This is a genomic window from Pseudomonas sp. MH9.3 (genome assembly GCF_034354675.1).
Taxonomy (GTDB): Bacteria; Pseudomonadota; Gammaproteobacteria; order Pseudomonadales; family Pseudomonadaceae; genus Aquipseudomonas.
In genome coordinates this window covers 5,530,388-5,551,764 of record NZ_CP133785.1, presented here as the reverse complement: position 1 = coordinate 5,551,764, position 21,377 = coordinate 5,530,388, and the positions used below count along the sequence as shown (strand labels likewise).

The following is a 21,377-nucleotide window of genomic DNA, read 5'->3' as shown; positions in this document are numbered from 1 at the left end:
AACCCGCCGAAGCGGGTTTTTCCTGCAGCGGTGTTAAACCGACAGTTCAACCAACAGCTTGTTCAGTCGACGCACGTAGGCGGCCGGATCTTTCAGGCTGTCGCCAGCGGCCAGCGCCGCCTGGTCGAAGAGGATGTGCGACAGGTCGCCAAACCGCTCTTCGCTCTGCTCGCCATCGAGTTTCTCGATCAGCGGGTGCGCCGGGTTGAATTCGAAAATCGGCTTGGAATCAGGAACCTTCTGGCCGCTGGCTTCGAGGATCTGGCGCATCTGCATGCCCAGGTCCTGCTCGCCGATGGCCAGGATCGCCGGCGAGTCGGTCAGGCGGTGGGAAACCCGCACTTCGCTGACGGCCTCGCCCAGGGACGCCTTGATCCGCTCAACCAGACCCTCTTTGGACTTGGCGACCTCTTCGGCTTCCTTCTTCTCTTCTTCGGAGTCGAGGTTACCCAGGTCCAGATCACCACGGGCCACGTCGACGAACGACTTGCCGTCGAACTCGGTGAGGTAGCTCATCAGCCACTCATCGATACGGTCGGTCAGCAGCAGCACTTCGATGCCCTTCTTGCGGAAGACTTCCAGGTGCGGACTGTTCTTGACCTGAGCGTAGGTTTCGCCGGTCAGGTAGTAGATCTTGTCCTGACCTTCCTTGGCGCGCGCCAGGTAGTCGGCCAGCGACACAACCTGCTCGCCGTCTTCGCCCTGAGTGGAAGCAAAGCGCAGCAGGCCGGCAATCTTCTCTTTGTTGGCGAAGTCTTCAGCCGGGCCTTCTTTCATGACCTGACCGAAGTTTTTCCAGAAGCCCTTGTATTGCTCAGGCTCGTTCTTCGCCAGTTTCTCCAGCATGTCGAGGACACGCTTGGTCAGCGCCGACTTCATGGAGTCGATGATCGGGTCTTTCTGCAGGATTTCCCGCGACACGTTCAGCGACAGGTCATTGGAGTCGACCACGCCCTTGATGAAGCGCAGGTACAACGGCAGGAAAGATTCCGCCTGGTCCATCACGAACACGCGCTGCACGTAGAGCTTCAGGCCCTTGGGGGCTTCGCGCTGGTACAGGTCGAACGGAGCGCGGGCCGGTACGTACAGCAGCGAGCTGTATTCGAGCTTGCCTTCAACCTTGTTGTGGCTCCAGCTCAGCGGGTTCTCGTAGTCGTGACCGATGTGCTTGTAGAACTCCTGGTATTCCTCGTCCTTGATCTCGGTACGCGGACGGGTCCACAGGGCACTGGCGCGGTTGACGGTTTCCCATTCCTCGGCAGGCTTCTCTTCGCCTTCGGCCGCGGCCTGTTCCTTGGGCAACTCGATCGGCAATGCGATGTGATCGGAGTATTTCTTGATGATGTTGCGCAGGCGCCAGCCATCGGCGAATTCGTCTTCACCGGACTTGAGGTGCAGCACGATGCGGGTACCACGGTCGGCCTTGTCGATCGTGGCGATTTCAAACTCGCCCTCGCCTTTGGAGGCCCAATGCACGCCTTCGCTGGCGGGGAGGCCGGCACGGCGGCTGAACACTTCAACCTGGTCGGCGACGATGAAGGCCGAGTAGAAGCCCACACCGAACTGACCGATCAGGTGCGAATCCTTCTTCTGATCGCCCGACAGGTTCTTCATGAAATCAGCGGTGCCGGATTTGGCGATGGTCCCCAGGTGGGTAATCGCATCGTCACGGCTCATGCCGATACCGTTGTCTTCGAGGGTAACGGTCTTCGCATCCTTGTCGTAGCTCACGCGGATTTTCAGCTCCGCACCACCTTCCAGCAACTCAGGCTTGGACAGGGCTTCGAAGCGTAATTTGTCGACAGCGTCAGAGGCGTTCGAGATCAATTCGCGAAGGAAAATTTCCTTGTTGGAATACAGCGAATGGATCATGAGGTGCAGCAGTTGCTTCACCTCGGTCTGGAAGCCCAGGGTTTCCTTTTGAGTTTCCACACTCATGGTCATCAAACTCCAATTGGATGGCAATGGCCGCGCCCGAAAGGGTTGGCGGCGGGTTGTCATCAAAGTTGGGGGCTAACGGGAGGATTTCAAGGGGCGCAAGGCGCCTCGATTTTGAAATGCGCACGGGCCGTGGCAATCGGTTCTGCCGCCGTGCTTTGCCAGGCGGTGACCGAAACGTTGGCCACCCGCCGGCCCTGACGCCATACCTGACAGGTGGCGTAGGTGTCGCGAAACTGCCCGGCGCGCAGGTAATCCAGGGAAAAATCGATGATTTTCGGCAGACCCGGCGCGCCGGTAGACACCAGCAAATGCAGCGCCGCCGACAGCTCCATGAAGCCGGCAATCACCCCGCCATGCAGCGCCGGCAATATGGGGTTACCAATGTTGTCCTTATTGGCCGGCAACCGGAACAGCAATTCATCGCCTTGGCGGGTGCATTCGATGCCGATCAGTTTGGCGTAAGGGATCAGTTCGAGCAGCGCCGCGTAATCGCCGCGCACGTGGGCCTGTTCGAGGCGGGTCTGGAAGCGGTGCGTCATGCCTGCTCTCCGTCGAGGGTGGCGCTCAGGCCCTGTGCGCCCTTGAGCAGCTTGCCCATGCGCATGAACGTGCCCACCACATGGGCGATGGGTTGCTGCGGATCGTCCTGGTAGGCGAAGCCGCGGGTGAAGATCACGTCGGCGGTGACCCGATAGCACTGGGCAAACCCATAGACCGGCTGGTGCGGTGCGGCCGGGTGCATATAGTCGATGCGCAGGTCGAGGGTCGGGCACACCTCGAATTCGGGCAGTACGCACAGGGTGGCGATGCCGCAGGTGGTGTCCATCAGGGAGGTGAGCGCGCCACCGTGGATGATCCCGGTCTCGGGATCGCCCACGATAGCTGGCCCATAGGGCAGCCGCAGCGTCATGCCCGTGTCGTTGGCGTCATGTACGGTAATGCCGAGTATCTGGCAATGGCGCAATGCGTAAACAAAGCGTGTCGCACGCTCCAGCAGTGAATTTCCGGTCATTGGTCTAGACTCTTGTTTTCAGTAATCCGCGGAACAGGCAGTGCGGGTTTAAGTTCCTTGGCAGCCTTTGTTTATATATCTGCGCAATAAAAGGAACTAATGCTGAGCCCCCAGGCTCGAAAGGCCAGAAGATATCTTCAATAAGGAGAAACACCCCATGCGCAAGACTTTAGCTGTTTCCATGATGTTGGCTGCTGCCCTTGGCCTCGCTGCCTGCGACAAGAAATCCGAAGACAAAGCACAAGATGCCGCTTCGCACTCTGAGCAAGCTCAGAAAGATATGGCGAAGGCTCAGGATAAAGTGAACGACGCTGCAAAAGAAAACGCCGAAGCTGCCAAAGCTCAGGCCGAATCGAACGCAGCCGCTGCAAAAGAAGCCACGCCTTCGACCGGTTCCTGATACCGCGGTCTGATGTAGCCTGGTTGTAAAAGAGAGCCCGCTTCAATAGCGGGCTTTTCTTTGTCCGGCGTTTTTAAAATTCGACGCGCCCCACACTAGACTGCGTCCTTGAGCGCCTCCGGCGGCGTGTCCGTCTGCGTATACACCATCACTTGCAGCACATCGGAATGAAACTCGCGGCGATACAACACCACCACTACCCCGGCACTCATCAACATGAACAGCCAGGGGCTGACAAACCACGCCAGCATGGTCATGCCAAAGTAATAAGCGCGCAGGCCGAAGTTGAACTGGTTGGCGGCCATGGAGATGACCCGCGCCGCCCGTAGCGCAAATGCCTTGCGCTCCTGTTCGGACACCTGGCGCTCACCAATCATCGGCGCCGACCCCACCAGCACCGCTGCGAAGTTGTACTGGCGCATGCACCAGCTGAACGTAAAAAACGCGTAGACGAACACCAGCGCCAGGCACAGCAGCTTGATTTCCGACATGCCCTGGGACGCCTGCTGCACCATGGGAATGTCCGCCAGCAGCGACACGGCACGCTCCGAGGCGCCCAGCACGGTGAGGATGCCGGCGAGGATGATCAAGGTGCTGGAGGCGAAGAACGAGGCGTTGCGCTCCAGGTTGCCGATCACGCTGGCGTCGGCAATGCGGTTGTCGCGCAGCAGCATGCGGCGCATCCAGTCTTCGCGATACAGATGCAGCACACTGGCCAGGCATGCGGTATCGCGTGCTTTCCAGAGGGCATAACGGGTGTACCCGCCCCAGCACAGCACGAACCAGAGGGCGGCGAGCATATGGACTTGGTTGGTTTCGATGAACGACATAGGGGTCCTGATAAACAAGAAAATATGGGCAACACAGTCAAAATGTGGGCGCGAGCAAGCCCGCTCCCACACTGAGCGCGTTGCAACTCTAGAACCTTGTCCATAAGCAGGCAAAAAAATGCCCCGTATCGATTGATACGGGGCATTTCTGTGCAACCGTGTCGCCGTGTCAGGCGATCGCTTCGCTGCGCTTGCCAAGCATGCGATCCACCACCACCGCCACGACCAGCGTCATCACCGACGGCACCAGCCACGCCAACCCCTGCTCGCTCAATGGCAGGTGCGTCAGCTGCGCGGGCATCCAATCGGCAAGGCCGGCCCCCTTGAGCGCGTCGATGCCGCCAAAAATGAACGACACCAGCATCACCGGGCCGACGATACGGCCCTGCTCCTGCCAGAAGTCTTTGCAGAAGCTCAGCGCCACCAGCACGATGCACGGCGGGTAGATGGCGGTGAGTACCGGAATGGAGAACGCAATCAGCTTGGTCAGGCCCAGGTTGGACACGAATAGCGAGAACAGCGCCAGGATCACCACCAGTGTCTTGTAGGACAGCGGCAGGACTTTGCTGAAGTATTCGGCGCACGCGCAGGTCAGGCCCACGGCCGTCACCAGGCACGCCAGGGAGATCAGCACAGCCAAAAAGCCGCTGCCCAGCGAGCCGAAAGTGCTTTGCACATAGGCATGCAGCACGGCCGCGCCATTGCTGGCGCCCGCCGCCACGGCATGGCTGCCCGAGCCCAGGCGGAACAGGCTGATGTACACCAGCGCCAGGCCGACACCGGCTATCAGCCCGGCGATGATCGCGTAGCGGGTAATCAGCTTGGGCGATTCGACGCCGCGGGAGCGGATCGCGTTGACGATGACGATACCAAACACCAGTGCACCCAGGGTGTCCATGGTCAGGTAGCCGTTGATAAAGCCCTGGGAGAACGGTGCGGCGACATATTCCGGGGTGGCGACGCCCACTTCACCGGCTGGCAAGGCAAACGCGGCAATGCCGAGGATCGCCAGCGCGATGATCTTCAATGGCGCAAGGAAACGGCCGACGGTATCCAGCAGACGCCCTGGATACAAAGACACGAAGAACACCACAAGGAAATACACAGAGCTGTAGAGGAACAGCGCCAGTGGGCTTTCGCCGGTCAGCGGCGCCAGGCCGACTTCAAACGACACGGTCGCAGTACGCGGAGTGGCGAACAGCGGGCCTACCGCCAGGTACGCCGCTGCCGCGAGCAGGCCGCCGGCGATCTTGCCGATGGGACTGCTCAATGCGTCCATGCCGCCGCCGACCTTGGCCAGGGCAATCACGGTGACCACCGGCAAACCCACTGCGGTGATGAGGAACCCCAGCGCCGCCATCCAGACGTGAGGCCCGGACTGCAAACCAACGATAGGCGGGAAGATGATGTTGCCGGCGCCCACGAACAGCGCAAACGTCATGAAGCCCAGCGCCAGGATATCCTGGCTTTTCAACACTTTCATTTGAGGAAATACCACACTACTGAATCGGAATTTAGAGAGGGCTTCCCTGTGGATGAGGGAAAGGCTGCCGGCCCTGATGGGGGCCGACCTGTCCAGCGCGCGGCTTCCTTTTGGGAGGCGGGCGCATAAAGAGGCCGTCAGGGTACAGAAATAGGCTGACAAACGCACTGTTGCGGGGCGCACTGTCCGATAAGCGACATTTTAATGTCGCGTTTTCACACTTAATTTGGCGATACCGGTCCAGGTGGGAGGGGGCTTGCTCCCGATAGCGGTGTGTCAGTCACTGTATCTGTCACTGGCACACCGCTATCGGGAGCAAGCCCCCTCCCACCCTGGATCGAGTACATTTCGATAAATGGGTCTTTCCAGAACGCACAAAGGCCACCCGAAGGTGGCCTTTGTGTGGTGAAGCGTCAGTTAAGCGCGAGGCTTACTTGACAGCCCAACCGGTCAGCTCGGCCAGGGCCTTGCCGATATCTGCCAGCGAACGCACGGTTTTAACGCCTGCGTCCTGCAGTGCAGCGAATTTCTCGTCTGCAGTGCCTTTGCCGCCGGAGATGATTGCGCCTGCATGGCCCATGCGCTTGCCGGCAGGGGCAGTCACACCAGCGATGTAGGAAACAACCGGCTTGGTCACGTGGGCCTTGATGTAGGCCGCCGCTTCTTCTTCAGCCGAACCGCCGATCTCACCGATCATCACGATCGCTTCGGTCTTCGGGTCTTCCTGGAACAGCTTCAGGATGTCGATGAAGTTCGAACCCGGGATCGGGTCACCGCCGATGCCGACGCAAGTCGACTGACCGAAACCGGCGTCAGTGGTCTGCTTCACAGCTTCGTAGGTCAGGGTGCCGGAACGGGAAACGATACCGACTTTACCTGGCAAGTGAATGTGACCTGGCATGATGCCGATCTTGCATTCGCCTGGGGTGATCACGCCTGGGCAGTTAGGGCCGATCAGGACTACGCCCAGCTCGTCGCACTTAACCTTGGCGTCCAGCATGTCCAGGGTAGGAATGCCTTCGGTGATGCAGACGATCAGCTTGATGCCGCCGAATGCCGCTTCCAGGATGGAGTCCTTGCAGAAAGGCGCAGGAACGTAGATCACGCTGGCGGTAGCGCCAGTTTTTTCTACAGCGTCTTTCACGGTGTTGAACACTGGCAGGCCCAGGTGCTCGGTGCCGCCTTTGCCTGGCGTTACGCCGCCAACCATCTTGGTGCCGTATTCGATGGCTTGCTGGGTGTGGAAGCTACCTTGCGAACCGGTAATACCCTGGCAGATAACTTTGGTGTCTTTATTGATCAGGACGCTCATTACTTGCCCTCCGCAGCTTTGACAACTTGTTGAGCAGCGTCGGTCAGGCTGGTAGCCGCGATGATGTTCAAACCGCTTTCTGCCAGTACTTTGGCGCCCAGTTCAGCGTTGTTACCTTCAAGGCGCACAACAACCGGGATTTTAACGCCGACTTCTTTCACTGCGCCGATGATGCCTTCGGCAATCATGTCGCAACGAACGATGCCGCCGAAGATGTTGACCAATACTGCGGCGACGTTGGAGTCGGACAGGATGATCTTGAACGCTTCGGTTACGCGTTCTTTGGTGGCACCGCCGCCTACGTCGAGGAAGTTGGCTGGTTTGCCGCCATGCAGGTTGACGATGTCCATGGTACCCATGGCCAGACCGGCACCGTTGACCATGCAACCGATGTTACCTTCCAGGGCTACGTAGTTCAGTTCGAACTTGGCAGCGTGCGCTTCGCGCGGATCGTCCTGCGACGGATCGTGGAAAGTCTTCAGCTTTGGCTGACGGTACATGGCGTTGGCGTCGATGTTGATCTTCGCGTCCAGGCAGTGCAGATCGCCGTCAGCCTTGATCACCAGCGGGTTCACTTCCAGCAGGGCCAGATCGTGATCCTGGAACAGTTTGGCCAGACCCACGAAGATCTTGGCGAACTGGGCAACTTGCTTGCCTTCCAGGCCCAGCTGGAAAGCCAGCTCGCGACCCTGGAACGGCTGAGCGCCAACCAGTGGATCGATGGTGGCTTTCAGAATTTTTTCTGGGGTTTCGTGAGCGATTTTTTCGATGTCCACGCCACCTTCGGTGGAAGCCATGAACACGATGCGACGGCTCGAACGGTCAACGACAGCGCCCAGGTACAGCTCTTTAGCGATATCAGTGCACGATTCAACCAGGATCTTGGTGACTGGCTGGCCATTGGCATCAGTCTGGTAAGTCACCAGACGCTTGCCCAGCCACTGCTGTGCGAAGGCCTTGGCGTCTTCTTTGCTGCGAACCAGCTTGACGCCGCCCGCTTTACCGCGACCACCAGCGTGGACCTGGGCTTTGACCACCCATTCAGTGCCGCCGATCTTGTCGCAAGCTTCTGCTGCTGCTTCCGGGGTGTCTACTGCGTAGCCCTTGGATACTGGCAGGCCGTATTCAGCGAACAGCTGCTTACCCTGATACTCGTGAAGATTCATGCTTTTTACCGTCTTCGTTAGGTACTGCGCATTCGGCGCTGCGCTCATTATGAGTGCCGCGCCACCTGTGACTGCTGCTTGCGCAACCTGCGGGGCTCATGGCCCGTAAAGCTGCACAAGGCTGCGTCCAGCGGATATTCCGCGGTGAGCCTTGCGCGCAAGACTCACGACGGGCAACTCCGCCGTGGTTTCTTATTATCTCGCTTAGCGCTTCTTGCGGTTGGCGATGTGGATGGCGCCGCCATTCACCGCCAACGCTGCTTCGTGCAACGCTTCGGACAGGGTCGGATGGGAGAAGACCATCATGCCCAGGTCTTCGGCACTGGTGCCGAATTCCATACCGATTGCGCCTTGCTGAACCAGTTCTGCAGCGCTCGGGCCAATCACGTGGACGCCCAATACGCGGTCAGTCTTGGCATCAGCGATGACTTTGACAAAACCACCGGTGTCGTTGGCTGCCATGGCACGGCCAGAAGCGGCAAACGGGAAGGTGCCGACGTTAACTTCTACGCCTTCAGCTTTCAACTGCTGTTCGTTCTTGCCGACCCATGCAATTTCCGGGTGGGTGTAGATAACCGATGGCACCAGGTCGTAGTTCATCTGGGTTTTGTGACCCTTGATGCGCTCGACAACCATGATGCCTTCTTCGGACGCCTTGTGCGCCAGCATCATGCCGCGTACCACGTCGCCGATGGCGTAAACGCCAGGCACGGTGGTGGCGCAATGATCGTCAACGTGGATGAAACCACGCTCATCGATGTTCACGCCGCTGTCGGAAGCCAGCAGGTCGGTGGTTACCGGACGACGGCCTACGGCCACGATCAGCTTGTCGAAGGTGATGGTCTGCTCGCCGTCTTTATCGGTGTAGGTCACCACGACTTCTTCGCCGTTGACCTTGGAACCGGTCACGCGGGCGCCCAGCTTGATGTCCAGACCCTGTTTGGTCAGGGTCTTGTAGGCTTCCTTGGAAACGGCGGTGTCGGCAGCCAGCAGGAATGTGTCCAGGGCTTCCAGCACGGTGACTTCGGAACCCAGACGGGACCAGACCGAACCCAGTTCCAGGCCGATAACACCGGCGCCAATCACGCCCAGACGCTTTGGCACTGCCTGGAATTCCAGGGCGCCGGTCGAATCAACGATCACGTTCTGGTCGACGGGAGCCGGTGGAATGTCAATTGGACGCGAGCCTGGGGCCAGAATCACGTTCTCGGCTTCGATGACTTCGACCGAACCGTCCGGCTTGGTGATTTCAACCTTCTTGCCGGCCAGCAATTTGCCGTGACCTTGCAGGGAAGTGACGCCGTTGGCCTTGAACAGGGTGGCAACGCCGGAGGTCAGGCCTTTGACGATGTTGGCCTTGCGGCCGATCATCGCCGGCACGTCCATGGTAACGCCGGCATGGTTGATGCCGTGGATCGCGAAACCGTCCTGGGCTTCGTGGAATTTCCAGGAGCTGTCCAGCAGCGCCTTGGAAGGAATGCAACCAACGTTCAGGCAGGTACCGCCCAGTGCCAGTTTGTCTTCCTTGTCGGTGTATTTTTCGATGCAAGCAGTCGAGAGGCCCAATTGTGCGGCCTTGATGGCGGCAACATAGCCGCCAGGACCGGCACCAATCACTACGACGTCAAATTTCTGTGTCATGAAAATAGATCCTCTATTAGCTTCAAGCGTCAAGCTTCAAGCTGCAAGCCAAACTGCATTTACTTGCAGCTTGCAGCTCGCAACTTGAAGCTGCTCCAATCAGATATCCAGGAGCAAGCGAGCCGGGTCTTCCAGCAGGTTCTTGATGGTCACCAGGAAAGTCACGGCTTCTTTACCATCGATCAGGCGGTGATCGTACGACAGCGCCAGGTACATCATCGGGCGGATCACAACCTGGCCGTTGATGGCCATCGGACGCTGGAGGATGTTGTGCATGCCCAGGATCGCGGCTTGCGGCGGGTTGACGATCGGCGTCGACATCATGGAACCGAAGGTACCACCGTTGGTGATGGTGAAGGTACCACCGGTCATCTCGTCGATGGTCAGCTTGCCGTCACGGGCTTTCTTGCCGAAGCCGGCGATGCCGCCTTCGATTTCAGCCAGGCTCATCAGTTCGGCGTTACGCAGTACCGGCACCACCAGGCCGCGGTCGCTGGACACGGCAACGCCGACGTCTGCATAGCCGTGGTAAACGATATCGGTGCCGTCGATGGAAGCGTTGACTGCCGGGTAGCGCTTCAGCGCCTCGGTGGCCGCTTTCACGAAGAACGACATGAAGCCCAGGCGCACGCCGTTGTGGCTCTTCTCGAACAGGTCCTTGTACTTCGAACGCAGGGCCATGACTTCGGTCATGTCGACTTCGTTGAAGGTGGTCAGCATCGCCATGTTCGACTGTGCTTCAACCAGGCGCTTGGCCACGGTGGCACGCACTCGGGTCATCGGCACGCGCTTCTCGGTGCGGTCGCCGGCGGCGAACACTGGCGCAGCGGCGGCCGGAGCGGCAGCCTTGGCCGGTGCTGCAGCAGGTGCGTTTTTCTTGGCTTCAACAGCGGCAACCACGTCTTCCTTGGTCACACGGCCATCTTTACCGGTGCCCTTGACGGACGCCAGGTTGATGCCGTTTTCTTCGGCCAATTGACGCGCAGCCGGGGCTGCGATTGGATCTTCGCCAGCGGCAGCCGGTGCGGCGGCGGCAGGTGCAGCCGGTGCAGCAGCGGCAGCAGGCGCCGGAGCGGCAGCGCCGCCCTCTTCGATCGAACCCAGTACCTGGTTCGAGAGAACGGTATCGCCCTCTTGCGCAACGATGGCGCCCAGTACGCCGTCGGCTTCGGCCAACACTTCCAGTACAACCTTGTCAGTCTCGATGTCGACGATCAGGTCGTCACGCTTGACGGCCTCGCCTGGTTTCTTGTGCCAGGTGGCAACGGTGCCATCGGCAACCGATTCCGGGAATGACGGGGCTTTGATTTCGATAGCCATTATCTGTGGGTCCTTAAAATTCGGTTTCAGTCAGCGCGAAGGCGTTAAACAGTGAAAGCATCTTGCAGCAGTTTTTCCTGCTGCTCGGCGTGCATCGACGCATAACCACACGCAGGTGCAGCAGAAGCATCACGACCGGCGTACTCCAGGTTCAGCGCCCGGTTGTGGTTGCCGATACTGCGACGCAAATGATGCTGGCTGCTGTACCAGGCGCCCTGGTTCATCGGTTCTTCCTGACACCACACCACATTCGTGAGCTGGGTGTAAGGCGCGATGATCTCCATGAGGTCATCTTCCGGGAACGGGTAAAGCTGCTCGATACGCACGATGGCGATGTCTTCGCGGCCTTCGGCACGGCGTTTTTCCAGCAGGTCGTAGTAGACCTTGCCACTGCACAGGATCAGGCGTGTCACCTTGGCCGGATCGAGTGTGTCGATTTCTGGAATAACGGTCTGGAACGAACCTTCGGCGAGGTCTTCCAGGGTCGAAATGGCCAGCTTGTGGCGCAACAGCGATTTCGGCGTCAGCACGATCAACGGCTTGCGCAGCGGACGGATCACCTGGCGACGCAGCAAGTGGTAGATCTGCGCCGGGGTCGTCGGCACGCATACCTGAATGTTGTGCTCGGCGCACAGTTGCAGGTAACGCTCCAGACGGGCCGAAGAGTGCTCCGGCCCCTGCCCTTCATAACCGTGCGGCAGCAGCATGGTCAGACCGCACAGGCGGCCCCACTTGTGCTCGCCGCTGGTGATGAACTGGTCGATCACCACCTGGGCACCGTTGGCGAAGTCGCCGAACTGGGCTTCCCAGATCACCAGCGCCTGCGGCGTGGTGGTGGAGTAACCGTATTCGAACGCCAGCACGGCTTCTTCCGACAGGAACGAGTCGTACAGGTCGAAACGCGGCTGACCTTCGTACAGGTTCTGCAGCGGAACGTAGGTGCCCGCGTCTTTCTGGTTGTGCAACACAGCATGACGGTGCGAGAACGTACCACGGCCAATGTCCTGGCCGGTCATGCGGATTGGGTGACCTTCGAACGCCAGGGTCGCGTACGCCATGGTTTCAGCGTAACCCCAGTTGATCGGCAGGCCGCCGACTTGCATCTTCTGACGGTCTTCGTAGATCTTCGACACTTGGCGCTGTACGACGAAGCCATCCGGAATTTCCAGCAGCTTGGCCGACAGTTCCTGCAGGGTCTTGAGGTCGAACGAAGTGTCGTGACGCGCCGTCCAGGTGTGACCCAGGTATGGACGCCAGTCGACGAACAGCTCTTTGTTCGGTTCCTTGACCAGGCTTTTCACCACGTGCAGGCCGTTGTCCAGCGCGTTGCGGTATTCGTCGATCTTCGCCTGCACACGGGCTTCGTCAACGATGCCGGCCTTGGTCAGGCTTTCGGCATACAGTTCACGGGTGGTGCGCTGCTTGGTGATCTGCTGGTACATCAACGGCTGGGTGCCGCTTGGCTCATCCGCTTCGTTGTGACCGCGACGGCGGTAGCACACGAGGTCGATCACCACGTCACGCTTGAACTGCATGCGGTAGTCGACGGCCAGTTGGGTCACGAACAGCACGGCTTCCGGATCATCGCCATTTACATGGAGAATCGGCGCCTGAATCATCTTGGCAACGTCGGTGGCGTACTCGGTAGAGCGCGCGTCCAGCGGGTTGCTGATGGTGAAACCTACCTGGTTGTTGATGACGATGTGTACGGTGCCGCCCGTCTTGAAGCCACGGGTCTGCGACATCTGGAAGGTTTCCAGGACCACGCCTTGACCGGCGAATGCCGCGTCACCGTGGATGGAAATAGGCAGCACTTTCTCACCGGTGGCGTCGTTGCGACGGTCCTGGCGAGCACGCACCGAACCCTCGACCACTGGAGAAACGATTTCCAGGTGGGAGGGGTTGAACGCCATGGCCAGGTGAACTTCACCGCCCGAGGTCATGACGTTGGACGAGAAGCCCTGGTGGTATTTGACGTCACCGGAACCCAGCTCGACCTTTTTCTTGCCTTCGAACTCGTCGAACAGCTCGCGCGGGTTCTTGCCGAAGGTGTTGACCAACACGTTCAGGCGACCACGGTGAGCCATGCCGATCACGACTTCCTTGGTGCCGTAGGAACCGGAACGCTGGATCAGCTCGTCGAGCATCGGAATCAGGCTTTCGCCGCCTTCCAGGCCGAAACGCTTGGTGCCCGGGTATTTGGTGCCCAGGTATTTTTCCAGACCTTCAGCAGCGGTCACGCGTTCGAGCAGGTGGCTGCGTACATCGGCGGACAGCACCGGACGGCCACGCACGCCTTCGAGGCGATGCTGGAACCAGTGGCGTTGCTCGGAATCAGTGATGTGCGTGAATTCAGCGCCGATGGTGCGGCAATATGTCTGCTGCAACGCTTCGTGAATTTCGCGTAGGCTCGCTTCCTCTTTGCCGATGAACAGGTCGCCGGCACGGAAGGTCGTATCAAGATCGGCATTGGTCAAGCCGTAATGATTGATCGACAGGTCAGCCGGTGCAGGACGCTTCCAGAGCCCCAGCGGGTCAAGCTGGGCCGCCTGGTGGCCACGCATCCGGTAAGCCTGGATCAGTCGCAGTACTTCAACTTGCTTCTTCTCGTGCTCACTGCTCACGCTGCCGGCGGAAACCGGTTGGGCGCGGCGCTGGTTCTTGGCCAGCAGCACGAACTGATCGCGAATTGTTGCGTGCGATACATCGGTGGCAGCGTTGCCGTCTGAAGACAACGTCTGAAATTTGGTGCGCCATTCTTCTGGCACAGCGTTAGGGTCGTGCAGGTAGAGCTCATAAAGCTCTTCCACATAGGCAGCGTTACCACCTGAAAGATAGCCGCTGTTCCACATGCGCTGCATCACGCTTTCTTGCATGCTTGGTCACCCTCGATTTGGGGACACCACCGGCGAAAACACCGAGTTTGCTTGCAAAAGGCCAAGTGCAGCGACCAAAACAAGCCACTTAGGATCACGCTGATAGTTCGGGTACCAACCCGAATGCCCCTGCTTGTCTCATTTCTTCAAAATAAGAGCTGCGGCTTTGTAAGTCGCTGCTCAAGTTAAAACTACGGCGCCGGTTGAAGCCTGCGCCGCAGCATTTACGGGCACAACGGTCCTGCCTTGTTACAACGCCGGTTACACGCCGCTTTGCAGCAGCATGTTGCGGATGTGACCAATGGCCTTAGTCGGGTTCAGGCCTTTGGGACATACGTTGACGCAGTTCATGATCCCGCGGCAGCGGAATACGCTGAACGGGTCATCCAGCGAAGCCAGACGCTCGGATGTCTTGGTGTCACGGCTGTCTGCCAGGAAGCGATACGCTTGCAGCAGAGCGGCTGGACCCAGGAACTTGTCCGGGTTCCACCAGAAGGACGGGCACGAGGTCGAGCAGCAGGCGCACAGGATGCACTCGTACAGACCGTCGAGCTTTTCACGCTCTTCAGGGGACTGCAGACGCTCGATGGCCGGAGCCGGCGTGTCGTTCTGCAGGAACGGCTTAACTTTCTCGTATTGCTTGTAGAAGATGCTCATATCGACAACCAGGTCACGGATAACCGGCAAACCTGGCAGTGGACGAACGATCAGCTTGTTGCCTTTAACCACGGCCGACAGCGGCGTGATGCACGCCAGACCGTTTTTGCCGTTGATGTTCATGCCATCGGAACCGCAGACACCTTCACGGCAAGAGCGACGATAGGAGAAACCCTCGTCCTGCTCTTTGATCAGGGCCAGCACGTCCAGCACCATCAGGTCCTTACCACCGGTATCGACCTGGAATTCCTGCATGAACGGCGCAGCGTCCTGATCAGGGTTGTAGCGGTAAACACTGACTTTCAACATGGCAGCCACCCTTAGTAAGTCCGAATTTTCGGTTCAAACGTCGGAACAGTCTTCGGCGAGAAGTTCACGGCACGCTTGGTTACGCGCTTGTCACCCGGGAAGTACAGGGTGTGGCACAACCAGTTTTCGTCGTCACGGTCTTCAAAGTCTTCACGGGCATGAGCACCACGGGATTCTTTACGAACCTCGGCGGCGATCGCCGTCGCTTCAGCCACTTCCAACAGGTTTTGCAGCTCAAGGGCTTCGATACGAGCGGTGTTGAATGCCTGGCTCTTATCGTTGATCTTGACGTTGCCGATGCGCTGGCGCAGATCCGCCAACTGGGCGATGCCCTTCTGCATGTATTCGCCGGTACGGAACACACCGAAGTAGTTCTGCATGCAGCTTTGCAGCTCGCGACGCAGGGTAGCGACGTCTTCGCCATCGGTGCGCTCGTTCAGCGCGTTCAGGCGCGACAGGGCCGCTTCGATGTTGGCGTCGGTGGCGTCATCGTATTCGATGCCGTCGGTCAACGCTTTTTCCAGGTGCAGGCCGGCCGCACGGCCGAATACCACCAGGTCGAGCAGCGAGTTGCCGCCCAGACGGTTGGCACCGTGTACCGATACGCAAGCCACTTCGCCTACCGCGAACAGGCCGTGGATGATTTCGTCCACGCCGTCGGCGTTCTGGGTGATCGCCTGGCCATGAATGTTGGTAGGCACGCCGCCCATCATATAGTGGCAGGTTGGAACGACCGGCACCGGCGCAACCACCGGGTCAACGTGTGCGAAGGTCTTGGACAACTCGCAGATACCTGGCAGACGGCTGTGCAGCACTTCTTCGCCCAGGTGATCGAGCTTGAGCAGTACGTGGTCGCCGTTCGGGCCACAGCCGTTGCCGGCGATGATCTCTTTAACCATTGAACGGGCCACAACGTCACGACCGGCAAGGTCCTTGGCGTTGGGAGCATAACGCTCCATGAAACGCTCGCCGTGCTTGTTGATCAGGTAACCACCTTCACCACGGCAACCTTCGGTTACCAGTACACCGGCGCCGGCGATGCCGGTCGGGTGGAACTGCCACATTTCGATGTCTTGCACTGGCACGCCGGCACGCAGCGCCATGCCAACGCCGTCACCGGTGTTGATCAGTGCATTGGTGGTGGACGCATAGATACGGCCTGCACCGCCCGTCGCCAGCACGGTAGCCTTGGCGCGGATGTAGGTCGTTTCACCGGTTTCGATGCAGATGGCGATCACGCCGACGAACTCGCCCTTGCCGTTCTTCACCAGATCGACAGCGTAGTACTCGTTCAGGAACGTGGTGCCGGCTTTCAGGTTGCCCTGATAAAGCGTGTGCAGCAGCGCGTGACCGGTACGGTCGGATGCGGCGCAGGTACGGGCAGCCTGCCCGCCTTTACCGTAATCCTTCGACTGGCCGCCGAATGGACGCTGGTAGATACGACCTTGCTCGGTACGGGAGAACGGCAGACCCATGTGGTCCAGCTCGAACACCGCAGCCGGGCCTTCCTGACACATGTATTCGATAGCGTCCTGGTCACCGATGTAGTCGGAACCCTTGACGGTATCGTACATGTGCCAGCGCCAGTCATCGTTCGGGTCGGCGGAAGCGATGGCGCAGGTGATGCCACCCTGGGCCGATACGGTGTGGGAACGGGTCGGGAACACCTTGGTGATCACGGCAGTCTTGTGACCGCCCTGGGCCAGCTGCAGCGCAGCGCGCATGCCGGCACCGCCGCCACCAATAATGATGGCGTCAAAGGAAATAGTTGGAATGTTAGCCATGAATCAGATACCCCAAAGAATCTGCACACCCCAGACGAAGTAAGCGAACATCGCGATGCCGCAGACTGCCTGAAAGAGAAAACGGACTGCGGTCGCGGACTTGCCCAGCGCCATCGGCGTCAGGTAGTCGGTCGCGATGGTCCACATGCCGACCCAGGCGTGAGCGCCCAGGGCCACAAGGGCCAGCAGACTGAAGATTCGCATGCCGTTGTGTGAGAACAGGTCATGCCATTGGGCATAGCCGAGGCCTGGATTGGCGACGACGTATCCGATCAGGAAAATGAAATAAGCCGCGAGAACGACCGCAGACACACGCTGTGCCATCCAGTCATAGAGGCCCGAACGCGACAGGTTCGTGACGTTAGTTACCATATCCAAACTCCTGCCAGCACGATCACCACCACGGAAACGGCGATAACGATTTTCGAGCCCAGCTTACCGCCTTCCAGCGTCTCACCGATGCCCATGTCCATGATCAGATGGCGCACACCGGCGACCAGGTGATACAGCAAAGCGGACAGGATGCCCCAAATCACTAGCTTGGCTAGCGGACTGGTCAAACACGCTTTCACCTCGCCGAAGCCCTCTTCCGAACTCAGCGACTTGTCCAATGCATAGAGCATGATGGCCAGGCTGACGAAGAGAATGACGCCGGAGATTCGGTGAAGAATCGACGTGTATGCAGTGACTGGGAGTTTGATGGTCCTTAGGTCTAGGTTTACAGGTCGTTGGCTATTCACGGCTTTTTTTCACACTGAAGAGCCCCTAACAATCAGGGCAAAGTTGTTGGGGAGTGCGACTGGTCAGGTAAGCACCACCCAGGGAGTGCGACCCCCAATGAAAGCAAGCCCAAAAGCCCTTGGCGGTCGGTGGCCGAGTATAGACAGTTAGGCTACTAATGACAACGCGCGCTCCTCACCCTAATAGCGGATTGCGCTGGCGGTATAAAAGGCGTAAACGGCAGTCAATTTCGACGAAAAAGTATGGTTAAAGCCTTCTGGAGCAAGACTTTAGGCAAATTGACTTCTGAATTTATCTCACTATAGTGGTGCGGGCCCTGCGTGGGGGGCTGTCTGATGATTTGAAGCATAAATAGGAGGCCACATGGCTGACAAAAAAGCGCAGTTGATCATCGAGGGCGCAGCCCCCGTCGAGCTGCCCATTTTAACCGGCACCGTTGGTCCCGATGTTATCGACGTACGGGGCCTGACGGCCACGGGCCGTTTCACTTTCGACCCAGGCTTCATGTCGACCGCTTCCTGCGAGTCGAAGATCACCTATATCGATGGCGACAATGGCATTCTGCTGCACCGGGGCTACCCGATCGAGCAACTCGCTGAACAGTCGGACTACCTGGAAACCTGCTACCTGCTGCTAAATGGCGAACTGCCAACAGCCGAGCAGAAAGCCCAGTTCGTCAGCACCGTGAAGAACCACACCATGGTTCATGAGCAATTGAAGACCTTCTTCAACGGCTTCCGTCGCGACGCCCACCCGATGGCCGTCATGTGCGGCGTGGTCGGCGCCCTCTCGGCCTTCTATCACGACTCCCTGGACATCAATAACCCGCAGCATCGCGAAATTTCCGCGATCCGCCTGGTTGCCAAGATGCCGACCCTGGCCGCGATGGTCTACAAGTACTCCATGGGCCAACCCATGATGTACCCGCGCAACGACCTGACGTATGCAGAAAACTTCCTGCACATGATGTTCAACACCCCGTGCGAGATCAAACCGATCAGCCCGGTGCTCGCCAAGGCCATGGACCGGATCTTCATCCTCCACGCCGACCACGAGCAGAACGCCTCGACGTCCACCGTGCGCCTGGCAGGCTCCTCGGGTGCCAACCCGTTTGCCTGTATCGCCGCCGGTATCGCCGCACTCTGGGGCCCTGCCCACGGCGGTGCGAACGAAGCCGTGTTGACCATGCTCGATGAAATCGGCGATGTGTCCAACATCGACAAATTCATCGCCAAGGCCAAGGACAAGAACGATCCGTTCAAGTTGATGGGCTTCGGTCACCGGGTCTACAAGAACCGCGACCCGCGCGCCACCGTGATGAAGCAGACCTGCGACGAAGTACTGAAAGAGCTGGGCATCAAGAACGATCCGCAACTCGAACTGGCCATGCGCCTGGAAGAGATCGCCCTGACCGACCCGTACTTCATCGAACGCTCGCTGTACCCGAACGTCGACTTCTACTCGGGGATCATCCTCAAGGCCATCGGCATTCCAACCAGCATGTTCACCGTGATCTTCGCCCTGGCGCGGACCGTGGGCTGGATCTCCCACTGGAAGGAAATGCTCTCCAGCCCGTACAAGATTGGCCGCCCGCGCCAGCTGTACACCGGCTACGAGTCGCGTGACATTACCAAGCTGGAAGATCGGCACTAAATCCCAGCCAGAAAAAACGGCCTCTTGATGAGGCCGTTTTTTTTTGGCTGGGATTTAGTGAGCTGCAAGCTTCCAGCTATAAGCCGCAAGCAAAAAAAATACCCCTGCATCTCTACAGGGGTATCTCTCTACACAGCACTGCTTCTAACTTGCAGCTTGTAGCTTGCCACTTGCAACTGCATCAATGATTCACCGCCCCACTCGCTCCCAGGCCAGTCTGCGAACGCACAAACTGCGGGAAGTACAGCGCACGCTCTTTCTCTGCCGCCGCCGACTTGTCGGTGATGGAGAAGAACCAGATCCCCACGAACGCGATGATCATCGAGAACAACGCCGGGTACTCGTACGGGAAGATGGCTTTTTCATGATGCAGGATCGAGACCCAGATGGTCGGGCCCAGCACCATCAGGCCTACGGCGCTGATCAGACCCAGCCAGCCACCGATCATGGCGCCACGGGTGGTGAGGTTTTTCCAGTACATGGAAAGCAGCAGCACCGGGAAGTTACAGCTGGCAGCAATGGAGAACGCCAGGCCCACCATGAACGCGATGTTCTGGCTTTCGAACAGGATACCCAGGCCAATCGCCAATACACCCAGGGCCACGGTGGTGATCTTCGACACGCGAATCTCATCCTTTTCGTTGGCCTTGCCCTTCTTGATCACGCTGGCATACAGGTCATGGGACACCGCCGACGCACCGGCCAGGGTCAAGCCGGCCACCACCGCGAGGATGGTGGCAAACGCCACGGCCGAGATGAAGCCCAGGAAGATACTGCCGCCCACCGCGTTGGCCAGGTGCACCGCCGCCATGTTGTTACCGCCCAGCAGAGCGCCGGCCGCATCCTTGAACGCCGGGTTGGTGCTGACCAGCAGGATTGCGCCAAAACCGATAATGAAGGTGAGGATGTAGAAGTAGCCGATGAAGCCGGTTGCGTACAACACGCTCTTGCGCGCTTCCTTGGCGTCACTCACGGTGAAGAAGCGCATCAGGATGTGCGGCAGGCCGGCGGTACCGAACATCAGTGCCAGGCCCAGGGAGAATGCCGAAATCGGGTCTTTCACCAGGCCGCCAGGGCTCATGATCGCTTCACCTTTGGGGTGAACCTTGATCGCCTCGGCAAACAGCATGTTGAAGTCGAAGTTGACGTGCTTCATCACCATCAGCGCCATGAACGAAGCACCGGACAGCAACAGCACCGCCTTGATGATCTGCACCCAGGTGGTCGCCAGCATGCCGCCGAACAGCACATACATGCACATCAGGATGCCGACCAGGATCACCGCTACGTGGTAGTCCAGACCGAACAGCAACTGGATCAGCTTGCCCGCGCCCACCATCTGCGCGATCAGGTAGAACGCCACCACCACCAGCGAACCACAGGCCGACAGGCTGCGAATCTGGGTTTGCCCGAGGCGATAGGACGCCACGTCGGCAAAGGTGTATTTGCCCAGGTTACGCAGGCGCTCGGCGATCAGGAACAGAATGATCGGCCAGCCCACCAGGAAGCCGATCGAATAGATCAGGCCGTCGTAGCCGGAGGTGAACACCAGGGCGGAAATCCCCAGGAAGGACGCCGCCGACATGTAGTCGCCGGCGATCGCCAGGCCGTTCTGGAAACCGGTGATCTTGCCGCCGGCCGCGTAGTAGTCGGCCGCCGACTTGTTGCGCTTGGACGCCCAGTAGGTGATGCAAAGGGTGGCACCGACGAACGCGACAAACATCACGATGGCGGAGACGTTGAGGGGTTGCTTGTGCACTTCGCCGGTCAATGCGTCCGCCGCCCAAAGGGCGGGAGCAAACAGCGAAGCGCCGAAGAGTGCCAGTAGACGCCGGATCATTGCGCAGCCTCCTTGAGAATCGCATTGTTCAGGTCATCAAACTCGCCATTGGCCCGGCGCACGTAAATGCCGGTCAGGATGAAGGCGGACACAATCAGCCCGACGCCCAGGGGAATGCCCCAGGTAATCGACGAACCGGGGCTGATCTTGGCCCCCAGCACTTGTGGCCCGTAGGCGATCAACAGGATGAAAGCGGAGTAGAGCCCGAGCATGATCGCCGAGAGAATCCAGGCGAACCTTTCCCTTTTTCTCACCAGCTCCTTGAAGCGCGGGCTGTTTTGAATCGAGAGGTAAATGCTGTCGTTCATTATTTTTATCCTCGCAGCACAGCTTTTTTATTATTGGAACATGGCCACTGTATGCGGCTGTGGAACAGGTTCCAGACGACCTTAGTAGTAGAGGGAGTGTAGCG

The 21,377-nt window shown here is 59.0% G+C and carries 18 protein-coding genes; 2 read left to right on the top strand and 16 right to left on the bottom strand.

Going from position 1 to position 21,377, the window contains the following annotated elements; genetic code table 11:
- Positions 1–33: 33 nt before the first annotated feature.
- The 3 genes from htpG to RHM60_RS24855 form a co-directional block, all read right to left on the bottom strand.
- A complete protein-coding gene (gene htpG / locus RHM60_RS24865; protein ID WP_322213144.1) occupies positions 34–1,938 on the bottom strand; it encodes a molecular chaperone HtpG in 1,905 nt (634 codons plus the stop codon).
- A gap of 89 nt (positions 1,939–2,027) precedes the next feature.
- A complete protein-coding gene (locus tag RHM60_RS24860; protein WP_322213143.1) occupies positions 2,028–2,480 on the bottom strand; it encodes a PaaI family thioesterase in 453 nt (150 codons plus the stop codon).
- The gene (locus tag RHM60_RS24855) at positions 2,477–2,953 is read right to left on the bottom strand and encodes a PaaI family thioesterase (RefSeq protein WP_209980626.1); all 477 of its coding nucleotides are present in this window, start codon (positions 2,951–2,953) and stop codon (positions 2,477–2,479) included. The genes RHM60_RS24860 and RHM60_RS24855 overlap by 4 nt, the downstream gene beginning before the upstream one ends.
- Before the next feature lie 157 nt (positions 2,954–3,110).
- Between RHM60_RS24855 and RHM60_RS24850 the strand changes: the two genes are divergently transcribed.
- A complete protein-coding gene (locus tag RHM60_RS24850; protein ID WP_003233227.1) occupies positions 3,111–3,353 on the top strand; it encodes a hypothetical protein in 243 nt (80 codons plus the stop codon).
- Between the two features lie 95 nt (positions 3,354–3,448).
- On the opposite strand, the gene RHM60_RS24845 is transcribed toward RHM60_RS24850, so the two are convergent.
- The 11 genes from RHM60_RS24845 to sdhC all read right to left on the bottom strand — a co-directional run bounded on the left by RHM60_RS24845 (position 3,449) and on the right by sdhC (position 17,471).
- Positions 3,449–4,183 (bottom strand): DUF599 domain-containing protein, encoded by a 735-nt coding sequence (locus RHM60_RS24845; protein ID WP_209980625.1) that lies wholly within the window; start codon positions 4,181–4,183, stop codon positions 3,449–3,451.
- Positions 4,184–4,352: 169 nt separating this feature from the next.
- Complete coding sequence (brnQ, locus tag RHM60_RS24840; RefSeq protein ID WP_057008332.1) at positions 4,353–5,666, bottom strand: branched-chain amino acid transport system II carrier protein; 1,314 nt, start codon at positions 5,664–5,666, stop codon at positions 4,353–4,355.
- A 430-nt stretch (positions 5,667–6,096) separates the two neighbouring features.
- The gene (sucD, locus tag RHM60_RS24835; RefSeq protein ID WP_003233233.1) at positions 6,097–6,978 is read right to left on the bottom strand and encodes a succinate--CoA ligase subunit alpha; all 882 of its coding nucleotides are present in this window, start codon (positions 6,976–6,978) and stop codon (positions 6,097–6,099) included.
- Positions 6,978–8,144: an ADP-forming succinate--CoA ligase subunit beta gene (gene sucC / locus RHM60_RS24830; protein ID WP_003233235.1), complete on the bottom strand. Its 1,167-nt coding sequence runs from the start codon at positions 8,142–8,144 to the stop codon at positions 6,978–6,980. The genes sucD and sucC overlap by 1 nt, the downstream gene beginning before the upstream one ends.
- 204 nt (positions 8,145–8,348) lie before the next feature.
- Positions 8,349–9,785 (bottom strand): dihydrolipoyl dehydrogenase, encoded by a 1,437-nt coding sequence (gene lpdA / locus RHM60_RS24825; RefSeq protein ID WP_209980623.1) that lies wholly within the window; start codon positions 9,783–9,785, stop codon positions 8,349–8,351.
- Between the two features lie 99 nt (positions 9,786–9,884).
- Entirely contained in the window at positions 9,885–11,105 is a 1,221-nt protein-coding gene (gene odhB / locus RHM60_RS24820) for a 2-oxoglutarate dehydrogenase complex dihydrolipoyllysine-residue succinyltransferase (RefSeq protein WP_322213138.1), read from the bottom strand.
- A 44-nt stretch (positions 11,106–11,149) separates the two neighbouring features.
- Entirely contained in the window at positions 11,150–13,981 is a 2,832-nt protein-coding gene (locus tag RHM60_RS24815) for a 2-oxoglutarate dehydrogenase E1 component (RefSeq protein WP_003233241.1), read from the bottom strand.
- A 261-nt stretch (positions 13,982–14,242) separates the two neighbouring features.
- Positions 14,243–14,947: a succinate dehydrogenase iron-sulfur subunit gene (locus tag RHM60_RS24810; protein ID WP_003172807.1), complete on the bottom strand. Its 705-nt coding sequence runs from the start codon at positions 14,945–14,947 to the stop codon at positions 14,243–14,245.
- Between the two features lie 11 nt (positions 14,948–14,958).
- A complete protein-coding gene (sdhA, locus tag RHM60_RS24805) occupies positions 14,959–16,731 on the bottom strand; it encodes a succinate dehydrogenase flavoprotein subunit (RefSeq protein ID WP_209980618.1) in 1,773 nt (590 codons plus the stop codon).
- 3 nt (positions 16,732–16,734) lie between these two features.
- Positions 16,735–17,103: a succinate dehydrogenase, hydrophobic membrane anchor protein gene (gene sdhD / locus RHM60_RS24800; RefSeq protein ID WP_231423586.1), complete on the bottom strand. Its 369-nt coding sequence runs from the start codon at positions 17,101–17,103 to the stop codon at positions 16,735–16,737.
- On the bottom strand, positions 17,097–17,471 hold the full coding sequence (gene sdhC / locus RHM60_RS24795) for a succinate dehydrogenase, cytochrome b556 subunit (protein ID WP_016702211.1): 375 nt from the start codon (positions 17,469–17,471) through the stop codon (positions 17,097–17,099). Before sdhC ends, sdhD begins: the two co-directional genes overlap by 7 nt.
- Positions 17,472–17,835: 364 nt before the next feature.
- Between sdhC and gltA the strand changes: the two genes are divergently transcribed.
- Positions 17,836–19,125: a citrate synthase gene (gltA, locus tag RHM60_RS24790; RefSeq protein ID WP_090407109.1), complete on the top strand. Its 1,290-nt coding sequence runs from the start codon at positions 17,836–17,838 to the stop codon at positions 19,123–19,125.
- A gap of 181 nt (positions 19,126–19,306) precedes the next feature.
- Here the strand turns inward: gltA and RHM60_RS24785 are convergent, their stop codons facing one another.
- Entirely contained in the window at positions 19,307–20,965 is a 1,659-nt protein-coding gene (locus RHM60_RS24785) for a cation acetate symporter (RefSeq protein WP_209980614.1), read from the bottom strand.
- Positions 20,962–21,273 carry a DUF485 domain-containing protein gene (locus RHM60_RS24780; RefSeq protein WP_003190001.1) on the bottom strand — a complete coding sequence of 104 codons (312 nt, stop codon included), beginning with the start codon at positions 21,271–21,273 and terminating at the stop codon, positions 20,962–20,964. Before RHM60_RS24780 ends, RHM60_RS24785 begins: the two co-directional genes overlap by 4 nt.
- Positions 21,274–21,377: the final 104 nt, after the last annotated feature.

What these genes read in the sequence shown, in the direction of transcription:
- brnQ (WP_057008332.1), bottom strand. Translation starts at nt 5,666, where the DNA reads ATGAAAGTGTTGAAAAGCCAGGATATCCTGGCGCTGGGCTTCATGACG.
- htpG (WP_322213144.1), bottom strand. Translation starts at nt 1,938, where the DNA reads ATGAGTGTGGAAACTCAAAAGGAAACCCTGGGCTTCCAGACCGAGGTG.
- RHM60_RS24850 (WP_003233227.1), top strand. Translation starts at nt 3,111, where the DNA reads ATGCGCAAGACTTTAGCTGTTTCCATGATGTTGGCTGCTGCCCTTGGC.
- odhB (WP_322213138.1), bottom strand. Translation starts at nt 11,105, where the DNA reads ATGGCTATCGAAATCAAAGCCCCGTCATTCCCGGAATCGGTTGCCGAT.
- sucC (WP_003233235.1), bottom strand. Translation starts at nt 8,144, where the DNA reads ATGAATCTTCACGAGTATCAGGGTAAGCAGCTGTTCGCTGAATACGGC.
- RHM60_RS24810 (WP_003172807.1), bottom strand. Translation starts at nt 14,947, where the DNA reads ATGTTGAAAGTCAGTGTTTACCGCTACAACCCTGATCAGGACGCTGCG.
- RHM60_RS24780 (WP_003190001.1), bottom strand. Translation starts at nt 21,273, where the DNA reads ATGAACGACAGCATTTACCTCTCGATTCAAAACAGCCCGCGCTTCAAG.
- sdhD (WP_231423586.1), bottom strand. Translation starts at nt 17,103, where the DNA reads ATGGTAACTAACGTCACGAACCTGTCGCGTTCGGGCCTCTATGACTGG.
- gltA (WP_090407109.1), top strand. Translation starts at nt 17,836, where the DNA reads ATGGCTGACAAAAAAGCGCAGTTGATCATCGAGGGCGCAGCCCCCGTC.
- RHM60_RS24785 (WP_209980614.1), bottom strand. Translation starts at nt 20,965, where the DNA reads ATGATCCGGCGTCTACTGGCACTCTTCGGCGCTTCGCTGTTTGCTCCC.
- RHM60_RS24845 (WP_209980625.1), bottom strand. Translation starts at nt 4,183, where the DNA reads ATGTCGTTCATCGAAACCAACCAAGTCCATATGCTCGCCGCCCTCTGG.
- sdhA (WP_209980618.1), bottom strand. Translation starts at nt 16,731, where the DNA reads ATGGCTAACATTCCAACTATTTCCTTTGACGCCATCATTATTGGTGGC.
- lpdA (WP_209980623.1), bottom strand. Translation starts at nt 9,785, where the DNA reads ATGACACAGAAATTTGACGTCGTAGTGATTGGTGCCGGTCCTGGCGGC.
- sucD (WP_003233233.1), bottom strand. Translation starts at nt 6,978, where the DNA reads ATGAGCGTCCTGATCAATAAAGACACCAAAGTTATCTGCCAGGGTATT.
- RHM60_RS24860 (WP_322213143.1), bottom strand. Translation starts at nt 2,480, where the DNA reads ATGACGCACCGCTTCCAGACCCGCCTCGAACAGGCCCACGTGCGCGGC.
- RHM60_RS24855 (WP_209980626.1), bottom strand. Translation starts at nt 2,953, where the DNA reads ATGACCGGAAATTCACTGCTGGAGCGTGCGACACGCTTTGTTTACGCA.
- RHM60_RS24815 (WP_003233241.1), bottom strand. Translation starts at nt 13,981, where the DNA reads ATGCAAGAAAGCGTGATGCAGCGCATGTGGAACAGCGGCTATCTTTCA.